The organism is Accumulibacter sp. (assembly GCF_029255145.1).
In the GTDB taxonomy this organism is placed as follows: Bacteria; Pseudomonadota; Gammaproteobacteria; order Burkholderiales; family Rhodocyclaceae; genus Accumulibacter.
Map to the genome: position 1 here is coordinate 1 of NZ_JAPUVQ010000067.1, position 12,494 is coordinate 12,494.

The following is a 12,494-nucleotide window of genomic DNA, read 5'->3' on the forward strand; positions in this document are numbered from 1 at the left end:
GCCGCGCTCCTCGAGGAACTCACCCTGCAAGATTTCCCGCATCCGGAAACCGGGGCAAGAATGACCTTCGCCCTCGTCTAAAGTGCCAACCGGGTTTCCTCCGAGATCAGGAAATCTGAATTTGCAAGCCTGCGCCGCGCCTTCGTCGTCTGGATCAACCGCGTTGTGTTGCGCCGGCTGATGCCGGGGCAGGAGCTACCCGAAGTCAACGAACTACAGGAGATCGACACCATGCTGGCAGAAACCGTCGAAGAGTGGACCCGACAGTGGAAAGAGGATGGCCTGCGTGAGGGCCGGCAGCAAGGCCTGCAACAGGGCCTGCAACAGGGCGAGTCGACCCTGCTGCAAAAACAACTGGAGCGTCGTTTCGGGGCGCTGCCGGCCTGGGTGCCGCAGCGCCTGGCGCAGGCAAGTCCTGCCCAGATCGAGATGTGGGGCCTCGAGTTGCTCGACGCTGCCAGTCTCGAAGACGTTTTCGCCGGCGCGGCCTGACGACCGGGCCATCGCGTCCGCCCGGCAGAAGTTCTATTGAGTTCGCCGGGCCAGCGCCCGCCTGCCGGCAGCGGCCAGCGGCGCGATCTGGACGGCGACGATGCACACCAGGATCAGCGCGCAACCGGCAATGCCGTTGGCGTCCAGCCGATCGCCCATCAGCAGGAAGCCGAACAGCGCGGCGAAGACGGTTTCGGCGGAGAGGATGATCGCCGCGTCGGCCGGTTGCGCATAGCGTTGTCCGACCACCTGCGTGGTGAAACCAATGCCCACCGACACCAGGCCAGCGTAGGCGATCGGCAGTGCCGCCTGGCGAATCCCGGCCAGGGTGAGCGCCTCGCTCAGCCCGGCCCACAGCAGGCCGAGCAGGCCGCAGACCAGGAACTGCCCGCAGGCGACCAGGAATGGCGCGCGCAGGCGTTCGGCAATCCGTCCGACAAAGATCACATGCAAGGCCCAGAAGACGCTCCCGGCCATCACCCACAGGTCGCCGGCCACGGGATCGAAACCGTTGGCGCCCGACAGCAACCAGGTCCCCGCCAGGCAGCCGAGCGATGTTGGCCACACCGACCAGTGCGCGGGATGCCTGAGAATCAGCCATGCAAGGAGCGGCACCAGCGGCACGTAAAGCGCGGTGAGGAAGCCGGCGTTGGTTACCGTCGTGCTGGTGATGCCGATCTGCTGAAACGCTGCGCCGAGCATCAACAGAACGCCAAGCGCAGCGATGCCGGGGGCGTCGCGCGGCAGCGGTTGGGCGTCACGCGACGACAGCAGCCGCCACTCGCGCCAGGCGAGCGGGGCGACGACCGCGGTCCCAAGCAGGAAGCGGATGCCGGTGAAGGTCAGCGGTCCGACACCAGCCATCCCTTCGGCCTGGGCGACAAACGCCGAACCCCAGATCAGTGCGACGGCGAGCAACAGGAGATTGGCCTGCGAGCGGCTCAAGACGACGGCTCCGTGACGAAGGCGGCAAGTTTAGCCGAAAGCGCGGGCTCGCCGGCGGCTTCTGCTCCACCGCATCCGGCAGCCGCCGAACCAGGCCGAACGCCGCCGCAGGTATACGAGCGGCTCGCTGATCCCGCGTAAGGGCTTACAGTCCGAGCGTTGTCGCGCTCAGCGGGTCGCCGCCTTCGCCGAGAATCTCGTCGAAGCGCAGCTGATAGGGCGCGCACTCCTGCTCGTCACCGACGATCGCTCTGGATCGCGCATGATCCCGGTGAAAGCGGACCAGCGCGTGTCGGCCGTCGGCGATCAGCAAGGAGTCCTTGAGCGTGTCGAGATGAGCTGGCGATTGGATGATTGTCAGCGATGGCGCGTAGACAGCCAGCAAGTTCATCAACTGCGGGCTGTATTGCCGGACGAAATCCGGTTTCTGGACGATGATCGTGATCCGCGTGTTGTCCTGCCGCGCGCTCAGCTGGCGACGCAGCGCCTCGATCCGCTCGGGTCGTTCGAGCTTGAGTGTCGACAGGTCCTCGTCGAAGATCTGCAGCGTGCTCGCCGACAGCGCAAGGATTTCCTCGACGGCGCCGTCGTATTCGGTCCAGGTGGTGATCAGGCGACTGCTCATCAGGAGATCTCCGCAAGGTTTCTGGCGACGATAGCAGGCTTGGCCCGGGGCAGGCAAGACCGCCATTGTCGGTTCCCGTCAGCCGCTCTTCCCCGCCACGACCGGCTGGGCGGCCGCTCTCGCCTGCGCATCGGCAGGCGAGCGGATCGGCATTCGGGATAGAATCAATCGCCGATCCTTTCTGCGGAAGCATCGAATGCCCACTGGAATCATTGCATCGCTGGACCACGAAGGGCGTGGGGTGACCACGCTCGACGGCAAGACGATTTTCGTCGACGGGGCTTTGCCCGGCGAGCGCGTCGAATACGCTGTTTACCGCCGAAAGCCCTCCTATGAGCAGGCGCGAACGCTGCGCGTCCTTGAGGAGTCTTCGGATCGCGTGTCGCCACCTTGTCCGCACTTTGGTGTTTGCGGCGGCTGCAGCATGCAGCATTTCGACCCCGTGGCGCAGGTTGCCGCCAAGCAGCGGCTGTTCGAAGACCATCTGTGGCACCTCGGCGAGCTCAGGGCCGGGCAGCTCTACGCGCCGATTCATGGTCAGGCATGGGCCTACCGCTATCGCGCACGTCTGTCGGTCCGCTTCGTTCCGAAGAAGGGCGGCGTGCTGGTCGGCTTCCATGAGCGGAAGAGCAGCTTCGTCGCCGACATGCGGCAGTGCGAAATCCTGCCGCCGCATCTTTCGTCGCTGTTGCTGCCGCTGCGCGAACTGATCGGTCGGCTGTCGATCCGTGACCGCCTGCCGCAGATCGAAGTGGCGGTCGGCGAGCGGCTGACGGCGCTGGTTCTGCGCGTCCTGGAGTTACCCGAGGCGGAAGACGAAGTCCTTCTGCGCGACTTTGCCGACCGCCATGGCGTTGTCTTCTACCTGCAGCCGAAGGGCCCGGCAACGGCTTACCGCTTCCATCCGCTGACCGGACCGCGGCTGTCTTACCTCCTCCCCGACTTCGACGTCGAACACTTCTTCTCGCCGACCGAGTTCACGCAGGTCAATCATTCGATCAATCGCGTGCTGGTTCGCCGCGCGATGTCGCTGCTGGAGCCGCGGCCGGGTGAGCGCGTCGGCGACATGTTCTGTGGTCTGGGCAACTTCAGCTTGCCGATTGCCCGTTGTGGCGCCCGCGTCCTGGGCGTCGAGGGCAGTGCCGAGCTGGTCAGCCGCGCCGCCGAAAACGCTGCGGCGAACGGCCTCGGCGATCTCGCCGAGTATCGTGTCGCCAATCTGTTCGAAGCGACGGCGGAGACCGTTAGCGCTTTCGGCAAGCTCGACAAGATGCTCATCGATCCGCCGCGCGATGGCGCGCTGCAACTGGTCAAGGCGCTGGCCGCCGATGCCCCGCGGCGCATCGTGTACATCTCGTGCAGCCCGCCAAGCCTGGCGCGTGACGCGTCCATCCTGGTCAGCCAGAAGGGCTACCGTCTGGCCGGTGCCGGGGTGGTCAACATGTTCCCCAATACTTCGCACGTCGAGTCGATCGCCTTGTTCGAGCGCGTCGCGGCGCGCTGAGCCGAGCGGCAGGCTTCAGGAGCGAAGGATCCAGGGAGGCGGCCGGGGCGCCGCGATTGGCGCCTCCTGCCAAACACGGACGCTGCGGGTCAGTGCACCATCGTCCAGTTTGAATCCGGGTTGAAACTGCGCATCTTCAGCGCCGCCGCGGCGGTATTCTTGCCCAGGTCGGTCTGGTACACGACGCCATCGTGGTTGACCATGAAGGTCATCACTCCCGATACACCGTACTTCGCCGGATACGCGACCACCGCGAAGCCACCGATCATTTTGTCATTGACCAGGTAGCTGTAGGCACCACCGGGGCCGCTCTTGCCCTCGGCGGTCAGCATGCGGTAGTAATAGCCGTGGTAAGGCTCCGGCCGATCACCTTTCACTTTCGCGTATCCCGCCCGCGTCGCCTGGCCGACCAGCGGACCCAGCGGGCTTGGTGGCTCGTCTCCCTGAACCGGCCAGAACAAGCCATCCTTCTTGCCCTTGCTCGAGATAAAGCGGCTGGCGTAGTCGTTGTAGCCGTTGCCGTCCAGATCGCCCGCGGCGTACTCGCGCTGAGCATCGACAATCGCCAGCAGCGTCTGGATGGTGTCCAGTTCGTTCTGGCCGACACGCCGGTTGGTGATTTCTTCTTTGCCGGCCTCGGCGTCGAAAACCCATCCGTCTGCCTTGCGCACTAGCGGTGCCGGAAAAGGCCAATCACTCGCGCCGACGGCCAGCAATGCCTTGTCAGCAGTGGCTTCGGTGATGCTGTGCTTGTCATCGTAGGCGGCCAGGAATCGCTTCCAGTCAGCACGGTCGGCGACCGCGTCGCCGCTGAACAGCCAGCTGCCCGAGGTCGGGCCGACAACCGCCAGCAGCGCATTCCTGTCCTCGGCGCGCACTGCTTCGGCCAGCGCCGTCGCGGCATCTTCGGGGGTGGCGAAGGACTTCTGAACGGCCTTGTGCGCCGTCGGCGCAGGCTGCGCGGCGACGCTCGGGGCCGGAGTATTGATCGCCAACAACAGGGCGACGGCCAAGGTCTTGATCGAGTGCATGAGTTTCATCGTCGTGTTCTCCGCAGAAATGGATGAGCAGTGCTGATTACCGGCGACCGCCACCACCGCCGCCGCCACCGCGACCACCTCCACCACCTCCGCGATGCCCGCCGCCGCGGCTGCCCATCTCGGCGCGGCTGGCACTGCCGCGCTGGCTTGCCGCATGCGTCTGGCCGGCGTTCCCGATGCCCGAGAAGCCGCCGCCGCTGCCGCCGGCTCGACTGCTCGCATTGCTGAGCGCGTTGTTGTCCATGCGCTTGCCGGCGGCGGCATTCGCGCCACCGCTGTCAAAGCGGTTGCCGGCTCCCGACTGTCCGCCGCCGCCTTCCATACGGTTGCTTGCCGTTGCCCGCCCAGCGCCTTCCATACGATCGCTTGCTTCCGCCCTGCTACCACCGGCGCCGTCGGCCCTGTCGCGTGTGGCAGCACCCGCGCTGCGGTCCGCGTTCTGTACGCGATTGTTCAACTCGCTGCGATCCATTCCTTTGAGTTCCGAGCGTCCGGTTTCCGCGCGGCCGCGGAAATTTTCCCGTGCCTGGGTGGCGGAGGCATTGCCTCCGCGGTTGTACTGGCGGGCCACATTCTGATCCTTGTAGGCAACGCCTCCGCGATGCTGGACGTTGTGATGCCAGTTGCTGTTGCTGATATTGGTCCGGTTGAACGAGTTGTAGCGGTTCACGTTGACGTTGACGCTGCTGCGCCCCCAGCCCCAGTTGCAGGAACCCCAGATCGCGGCACCGACGAGGAGGCCAGTGGCAAACACCAGTCCCGGCGGATAGACGTAGGCAGGCGGGTACATGTAGTAGGGCGGCGTCGGATACCACCAGGTGCCGTAGACGACGCTTGGGTTGTAGGTCGGCACATAAACCACGTCCGGCTTCGGTGACTCGACGACGTAAATCGTCTGGCTGCCCTGCGTCTCGGTCTTGACGACCTGCTGTGGCGTGGTCTTGAGATTGCCGGTGGCATCCGCCTTGGCGCGCAGCGCCTGGACGGTATTCATTACGTCTTGCTGCTGCGCCAGGAAAGCGTCGCCCAGGCCTTGCGTCCAGCTCAGGTTGTCGCTCATCTGGGTCAGCACTTGTGGTACCGAAGTCAGCGCCTTGACCGCCGGATCCCACGACTGCCTGGTCATCGCGTTCTCGAGCGCGCTGCCGGTGACCTTGGGATTGGCCTTGGCCCAGCGCGCCGCTTCGACCACTTCCAGGGGGTAGGTGGAGGCCATCAGAATCTGCGCCAGCAAGGCGTCCGGGTACAGCGCGATCGGAGCCAGCAGCCGATCCAAATCCTGCTGCGCGAAGGTCTTCGTTCCGGGCTGAGCTGCTGCGGCTTCCGGCGCCGAAGTGGTTTGCGCTTGCTGCGCCATGGTCGGTGACCAGGCGAGCATCAGTGCCGTCAGCAGCGCACAGGATCGGGAGTATTTTGAGTTCATCAAGCATCCTCGCAGACGAATGAAGGAAGAATTCACGAGAAAACCCGCAAGGCCGGACCGATTTGGTCTTGCCGGGAGACGCGCGAAAGGCGGGGGCGTACCAGGGCAGCATATCCGTTGGCGCGCCGGTTTGCCAAGTCGACCGCGGCCACTGGCGAAAAGGCAGGGCTCGCCTACAGCATTCGGGCGACGACCCTTCCTGCCCGTGAAATAAGCAATGACACCGCGCGCGGTGTGCTGTGCGATGTCACTTTCCGTCCTCGACTTCACCGCGGGCACGGGATCGGCCACGCGGCTGGTCTTGCGGATCCCGCATCATCTCGATCTCGACAGCGGCTTGCAGGCGACCTGCTCGGCGCCGAACCAGGCCGAGCGCGGCCAGGCCGAGGCCGAGCAGGCCCAGACTGGCCGGTTCGGGCAGCGGCGGACCGAAGATTCCTTCGATGTCTTCGATGTGGTTGCCCGTAACCAGCACCTTGTCGAGAACGTTGCCGCTGAAGTCGGTGATCAGGAAGGAGTTGAAGTCGCACTGAATGACCAGGGTGGTCGGGCCGGCGTCGACTCCGGTCGCCTGTCCGCAGGGAACGGTGAAGCCCTGGCCCACAGCCGCGCCGGTGATGGAATCGAATTCCTGGTAAGTAGGCGACGCGTCGCCGGTATTGACCAGGAAATTGCCATTCGGCAGCACCGTAAAGCCATCCGAATCCGGTGCGGCAGGGGCTTGCAGGACCACCGGCAGGCCGATCACGTGTCCGTCGAAGCGCGAGAGCCGGAACACTGTTGGCGCGCCGGACGGGTATCCGGTCAGCGCGTAGAGTGATGCGTTCACGCTATACGGGTCGCCGAACAGATCGAAGACGTCGAGATCCTGGATCCCCCAGCCGGGATTCGGGTTCGCAAAGACCCTGACGTCGTGTTTCATCGGATCCGAAACGCTGATCACGTGGATCCCGTCGCTGGGCCCGAAACCACTACTCAGTTCCGAGTAGTAGAGGAAGAACTGGTCAGCAGCCAAGGCCCGGCCATTGGCCCCAGGTACGAACGCCGCGTCGGGGACGAATTGCACATCGGGAGCGGCGGGAAAAGGAGCGGCCGGAAGGCCCACCGCCCACTGCTGGATCGGTCCGGTGGGACCCGCGTTGTTGCCGGAGACGTACAGAAAAGCCGCTCTTGCCGGGGTGGCGCCGAGCGTGCTGGCGAGGGCCGCGAACATCACCAGCCTGGAGAAACAGTGCGCACCGGTGAAGACCCCGTTCAGGCGAGGGATCGCAGCGCTGATGGAAAATTTCATGAACACCTCCGATTGGCTCGGCAGCACGATTCGGTCCACGCAGCGAGCGGAACGGTGGTCGGGTACGCGACAGGCAATGGCACCAGTGGCACTATATTTGCTCCCAGCAGGCGCCGTCAATCGTTGATTTTCGGAGACAATCCGGCAACCGACCGGATGCCGGGGCGTTTGCCGGCGTTGCCAACGGAATCATGCGCGGCGGACCCGGTCGAAAGGCCGAAGCCCTGGAGAACCGCATGTCGCATTCTGCCCGCCGCCGCATCCTGCTGACCACCGCCTCGGTCACCGGACTCACGCTTGCCGTGCCCGCCTGGGCGGGGCTGTTGCGCACCCCGCCGCAGGCGCTGGGGCCGTTCTATCCGCAGCAACTGCCGCTCGACGATGACAACGATCTGGTCAGCGTCGCCGGGCAGAGTGGCATCGCGCGCGGCGAGATCTGCAACCTGCATGGCCGCATCGTCGACGAGACCGGTCAGCCGCTGGCCGCTGCCCGGGTCGAAATCTGGCAGTGCAACGCCTTTGGCCGCTACCACCATCCCGGCGATCGCGGTGAGCGCCCTCTGGACCCCAACTTCCAGTGCTACGGGCGCTTCGTGACCGGCAGCGACGGCGGCTACCGCTTTCGCACCATCAAGCCCGTGGCGTACCCCGGCCGCGCGCCGCATGTCCATTTCGCGATCACGGTCGCCGGCCAGCCGCCGCTGATCACCCAGATGTACGTCGCCGGGGCGGCCGAGAACGCTGGCGACGGACTGCTCCAGAGCGTCCGTGACCCGCTGGCGCGGGCAGCGCTGATCGTCCCGTTCGAGCAACCGGCGGGCGGCGGCAATCTGCTCGCCCGCTTCGACATCGTGCTGGCAACGCCTGGGCGGGCCGAGCCGGGCAGCCGGTGACCGCACCGGCGGCGTCGGCCGCGCGCTGGGCGCGGCTGGTCGATTGCCGCCCGGGCGAGGGGCGAGCGCTGTGGTGGTCCTTTTCCGGCTTCTTCCTGCTGCTTGCCGGGTATTACGTGCTGCGACCGGTGCGCGAGGAGATGGGCGTCCAGATCGGTCCGGAGAAGCTGCAGTGGGCGTTCTCCCTGACCCTGGCCGGGATGCTGGCGATCGTCCCGCTCTATGGCTGGGCGGCGGCGCGGCTGCCAAGGCGCGCGCTGCTGGCGACGGTCTTCGGCATCACGGCGCTGGTGCTGGCAGGATTTCAGGCCTGGATCGCCGGTGGCGCTTCGCCCGCGGCGGCGCTGGCGCTCTTTGTCTGGGTCAGCGTCTTCAACCTCGTCGTCGTTTCGCTGTTCTGGACTGCGATGGCCGACAGCTTCGCGCACGCGCAGGCGCGTCGCCTGTTCGGGATGATCGCCGCCGGCGGCAGCAGCGGTGCGCTGGTTGGCCCGCTGATCACCGCCTTCGCGGTGCACGCGGTCGGCGTGCATGGCCTGCTGCTGGTGTCGGCCGCCTTGATGATGCTGTCGCTGCTGTGCATCCTGCGGGTGGTGAGTGGCCATTCCCGGCCCGAGGTGGGCCGGCCGCTCGGTGGCAACATCCTGGCCGGGCTGGCGGAGGTTGCCGCTTCGCCTTACCTGCTGATGATCGCGCTGGTGATCGTCTTGCAAAGCGTCGTTGGCACCTTGGTGTATTTCGAGCAGGCGCGGCTGGTCAAGGCGGCCGCCCTGACCACCGAGACGCGCACCCAGCTCTTTGCCGTGATCGATCTGGCGGTGAACCTGCTGGCGCTCGGGCTGCAGGCGATGGTCGCCGGCCGTCTGATGCACAGGCTGGGCCTCGGCATCACGCTGGCGGCGGTGCCGCTACTGCTGGCGGTTCCGCTGGCGGTGCTGGCGGCGATTCCGGTGCTGACCGTGGTGCTGATCACCCAGGTCATTTCGCGGGCCGGCGGCCATGGCCTGATGCGCCCGGCACGCGAGGCGTTGTTCACGGCCGTCGATCGCGAAGCGCGCTACAAAGCCAAGAACGTTCTCGATACCCTGGTGTCAAGAGCTGGCGACGCCCTTGGCGGCTGGTTGTACGCGGCGGCCGGACTGAGCACCTCGGGCGTCGCGCTGGCGGCGATTCCCGGGGCCCTGGCGCTCGGCTGGCTGGGGCTGCGGCTTGGCAGGCGTTACCGGCAGCAGGTAGACGCGACAGCGGGCGCAGGCTCTATTGAGCAAGCGGGGCAGGGCGCACTGGCGGCGACGTCGGCGCTGAAATGAAAGGAGAGCGTGATGCAGGCAGGCGATAGCGGGTCGGCTGTTGATGGGCGGCGCGCCGCGCTGAAAGCGCTTGCCGCCGCCGGGCTGGCGCTGGCCGGGGGCGGCTTGGGTGCGGCAGCCGAGACGAAATCCGGCACGGCATCCGGCACGGCTGACAGCGGCATGCTCAGGCGCCGTATCCCCTCGTCGGGGGAGCTGATTGCCGCCGTCGGGCTTGGCACCTACCAGAGTTTCGACGTCGCCGATTCAGCCGACCCGGCGCTGGAGCAGGTGCTGGCGCGCTTCGTCGCGCGCGGCGGGCAGGTGGTCGACAGCTCGCCGATGTACGGACGCTCCGAATCGGTGGTCGGCGATCTGTCGGCGAAACTCGGATTGCGCAACCGGCTGTTCCTCGCCACCAAGGTCTGGACCAGCGGACGCGCTGATGGCATCCGGCAGATGGAGACGTCGCTGACCCGCTTGCGGACCCGCCAGATCGATCTGATGCAGGTCCATAACCTGCTCGACTGGCAGCTGCAACTGCCGACGCTGCGCGAATGGAAGCAGCAAGGACGAATTCGCTATCTCGGCGTGACGCACTACCACGAAGGCGCCTATCGCGAAGTCGAAGCGGTGCTGCGCGCCGAAAAGCCGGATTTCGTCCAGATCAACTACAGCATGGCCGAACGCGACGCCGAAGCGCGCCTGCTGCCGCTGGCGCAGGAACTGGGGATCGCGGTGATCATCAACCGGCCTTTCGCCAAGGCGTCGTTGTTCGCGCGCGTGCGCGGCCAGCCGCTGCCTGAATGGGCGGTGGAATTCGACTGCGTCAGCTGGGCCCAGTTCTTTCTCAAGTTCATCCTCGCCCAGCCGGCGGTAAGCTGTGCCATCCCGGCGACGAGCAAGCTGCAGCACCTGGAAGACAACCTCGCGGCCGGCCACGGCCGGCTGCCCGATGCGCGACAACGCGCCAGGATGTCCGAGTACCTGGCGCGGATCTGAACACCGTCGCGTCTGGCGGTGCCCGTCTTCAGCGTGCCGAACAGCGGTCAAGCCAGCCGGTGGCAGAGGGGGCCGGCCAACGTCGGCCGTGCGGCGTCGGCCAGAAGAGCAGCACTGGCCTGGGTCAGCCCTCACTCCGGACGATCCAGCTTGGTCGACAGGACGATCGTGGAAAAGGTATCGACCACCCCCTTGATGGCGCGAATCTTGTCGATGACGGCATCGAGCTCCTGGGTCGACTCGGTGGTCAGGATCGCGCACAAATCGTAGCGGCCGCTGATCGAATAGAGTTTGACGATCTCGTGCCGCCGGATCAGCCCCTTGATGACGTCGAATTCGGTCTTGGAATCGCTCGATATCAAGACCATCGCCCGGATGCTCGAATCGTGCCGCCGGGCCTTGAGGCTCACCGTGTAACCCGAAATGACCCCGCTGTCCTCCAGCGCTTTCAGGCGCAGCTGCACGGTGCTTCGGGCACAACCCAGCGACCTGGCCAGCGTGACGACCGGCAGGCGGGCATTGACCTTGAGCAGTTCAATCAGCTGCCGATCGAGATGGTCCAGGGTCCTCGCCATGCGCTTTCCTTCACATTGTCGCCAGATCGGTCAGTATGACTGATTTTCGCACGGCATTTCAGGCGGAATGCCTGTTTCCGCCGGCTCGACCGGTCCCTAAACTGCGCCTCTGTCGTCGCCTTGATCGAAATTCAATCAATCGCACCGGGGAGGAAATCGCATGCTCCAGACCGTCGAATTCAACATCCAGAACAAGTTGCTGACCCGCGAAGCCCTGGACGCCTACGATCCGTCCGCAGAATCGTGGCAGAAGCAGTTTGCCCGTCGTTACACCCATCACTGTGACCTCAACGGGGTCCTCAACCACGTCGAGGACGTCGATCAGACGGTGTATGGCAAGTTCGCCGTATCGATCACGCCGTACGTGGCGCAGCTGATGGATCGCGATGACCCGAAGTGCCCGATCCGTCTGCAATACCTGCCGACCTTTGCCGAAGAGACCAGGCCCGGCTTCGCCACCATGCTGGATCAGCTGGGAGAAGAGGGCGACACCGTCCCCGGCACCAGTATCGTGCATCGCTATCCGCGCCGCGTCCTGTTCCTCGTTTCCAACACCTGTGCCACGCTGTGCCGCTTCTGCACCCGCAAGCGCATGGTCTCGCAACCGGCCGGTTCCGTGCACAAGGACGAGATCGAGCGTTCGATCGACTACATCGCCGCCAACACCCAGATTCAGGACGTGCTGCTCTCGGGTGGCGATCCGCTGACCTTTACCGACGAACGACTCGACTACATCCTCGGCGAAATCCGCCGGCGCGCGCCACACGTCCGCTTCCTGCGCATGGGCTCGCGGATGGTCGTTCAACTGCCTACCCGGATCACACCCGAACTCTGTGCGGTGCTCGAAAGGAACCGCTTGCAGATGGTCAATACGCACATCAACCACCCCAAGGAAATCACGCCGCTGCTCCGCGAGCGGGTCAAGATGCTGCAGAAGGCCGGCATCATGATGGGTCTGCAAACGGTTTGTCTGAAAGGCGTCAACGACGATGTCGAAGTGATGCGCGAACTCTTCCTGCAAGCCATTGAAATGGGTATTCGTCCCTACTACGTTTACTCGACCGACATGGTCGAAGGCGCCCACCACTTTATCGTTCCGTATCACCGGATGCTGCAACTGTACGAAGGCCTGCGTGGCTGGATCAGCGGTCCGGCGGTCCCGACCTTCATCGTTGATGGTCTTGGTGGCCTCGGCAAGCTGCCGATCATCCCGAGCTACGTCAGGGAAGAAGACCTGCTGGACGGATCGGGAACGACGGTGAGGTGCCGCAACTACGCCGGCAAGACCGTCGAGATGCCGGGGCTGGGCCGCGACTACGCGCTACCGACGCACAGCAACTGATCGCCGCCAGACACCGGGCGCAGCGCTGCGCCCGGTGTCTGGCGACTCCCCTTCGTGAGGTCTGACCAGGTTT

Annotated in this window: 12 protein-coding genes; 6 read left to right on the plus strand and 6 right to left on the minus strand. The window is 65.4% G+C overall.

The features are described 5' to 3' along the window. Nucleotides 1–231: 231 nt before the first annotated feature. Complete coding sequence (locus tag Q1L50_RS07020) at nt 232–492, plus strand: DUF4351 domain-containing protein (RefSeq protein ID WP_300337055.1); 261 nt, start codon at nt 232–234, stop codon at nt 490–492. A gap of 33 nt (nt 493–525) precedes the next feature. Here Q1L50_RS07020 and Q1L50_RS07025 read toward each other — a convergent pair whose 3' ends face one another. Both Q1L50_RS07025 and Q1L50_RS07030 read right to left on the minus strand, forming a co-directional pair. Further along, nucleotides 526–1,437, minus strand: coding sequence for a DMT family transporter (locus Q1L50_RS07025; RefSeq protein WP_300337057.1), 912 nt, complete (start codon nt 1,435–1,437; stop codon nt 526–528). 145 nt (nt 1,438–1,582) lie between these two features. Beyond that, entirely contained in the window at nt 1,583–2,062 is a 480-nt protein-coding gene (locus Q1L50_RS07030) for a hypothetical protein (RefSeq protein WP_300337058.1), read from the minus strand. 196 nt (nt 2,063–2,258) lie between these two features. On the opposite strand from Q1L50_RS07030, the gene rlmD reads away from it, so the two are divergent. Further along, entirely contained in the window at nt 2,259–3,566 is a 1,308-nt protein-coding gene (gene rlmD, locus Q1L50_RS07035; protein WP_300337060.1) for a 23S rRNA (uracil(1939)-C(5))-methyltransferase RlmD, read from the plus strand. A gap of 89 nt (nt 3,567–3,655) precedes the next feature. Here rlmD and Q1L50_RS07040 read toward each other — a convergent pair whose 3' ends face one another. The 3 genes from Q1L50_RS07040 to Q1L50_RS07050 all read right to left on the minus strand — a co-directional run bounded on the left by Q1L50_RS07040 (nt 3,656) and on the right by Q1L50_RS07050 (nt 7,320). Further along, a complete protein-coding gene (locus Q1L50_RS07040) occupies nt 3,656–4,606 on the minus strand; it encodes a DUF2950 domain-containing protein (RefSeq protein WP_300337062.1) in 951 nt (316 codons plus the stop codon). Between the two features lie 37 nt (nt 4,607–4,643). Continuing rightward, nucleotides 4,644–6,029, minus strand: a complete 1,386-nt coding sequence (locus tag Q1L50_RS07045; protein ID WP_300337064.1) for a DUF3300 domain-containing protein — start codon at nt 6,027–6,029, stop codon at nt 4,644–4,646. Nucleotides 6,030–6,276: 247 nt separating this feature from the next. Next, nucleotides 6,277–7,320, minus strand: coding sequence for a PEP-CTERM sorting domain-containing protein (locus Q1L50_RS07050; RefSeq protein ID WP_300337066.1), 1,044 nt, complete (start codon nt 7,318–7,320; stop codon nt 6,277–6,279). Between the two features lie 236 nt (nt 7,321–7,556). Between Q1L50_RS07050 and Q1L50_RS07055 the strand changes: the two genes are divergently transcribed. From Q1L50_RS07055 to Q1L50_RS07065, 3 genes are read left to right on the plus strand one after another with little or no spacing between them, the layout of a single operon-like run. Then, nucleotides 7,557–8,213, plus strand: coding sequence for a protocatechuate 3,4-dioxygenase (locus tag Q1L50_RS07055; RefSeq protein ID WP_300337068.1), 657 nt, complete (start codon nt 7,557–7,559; stop codon nt 8,211–8,213). Continuing rightward, the gene (locus tag Q1L50_RS07060; RefSeq protein WP_300337070.1) at nt 8,210–9,523 is read left to right on the plus strand and encodes an MFS transporter; all 1,314 of its coding nucleotides are present in this window, start codon (nt 8,210–8,212) and stop codon (nt 9,521–9,523) included. The genes Q1L50_RS07055 and Q1L50_RS07060 overlap by 4 nt, the downstream gene beginning before the upstream one ends. Before the next feature lie 12 nt (nt 9,524–9,535). Continuing rightward, nucleotides 9,536–10,504, plus strand: a complete 969-nt coding sequence (locus Q1L50_RS07065) for an aldo/keto reductase (RefSeq protein WP_300337072.1) — start codon at nt 9,536–9,538, stop codon at nt 10,502–10,504. 131 nt (nt 10,505–10,635) lie between these two features. On the opposite strand, the gene Q1L50_RS07070 is transcribed toward Q1L50_RS07065, so the two are convergent. Continuing rightward, a complete protein-coding gene (locus Q1L50_RS07070; RefSeq protein WP_300337074.1) occupies nt 10,636–11,079 on the minus strand; it encodes an Lrp/AsnC family transcriptional regulator in 444 nt (147 codons plus the stop codon). A 160-nt stretch (nt 11,080–11,239) separates the two neighbouring features. On the opposite strand from Q1L50_RS07070, the gene Q1L50_RS07075 reads away from it, so the two are divergent. Then, entirely contained in the window at nt 11,240–12,421 is a 1,182-nt protein-coding gene (locus tag Q1L50_RS07075; RefSeq protein WP_300337076.1) for a KamA family radical SAM protein, read from the plus strand. Nucleotides 12,422–12,494: the final 73 nt, after the last annotated feature.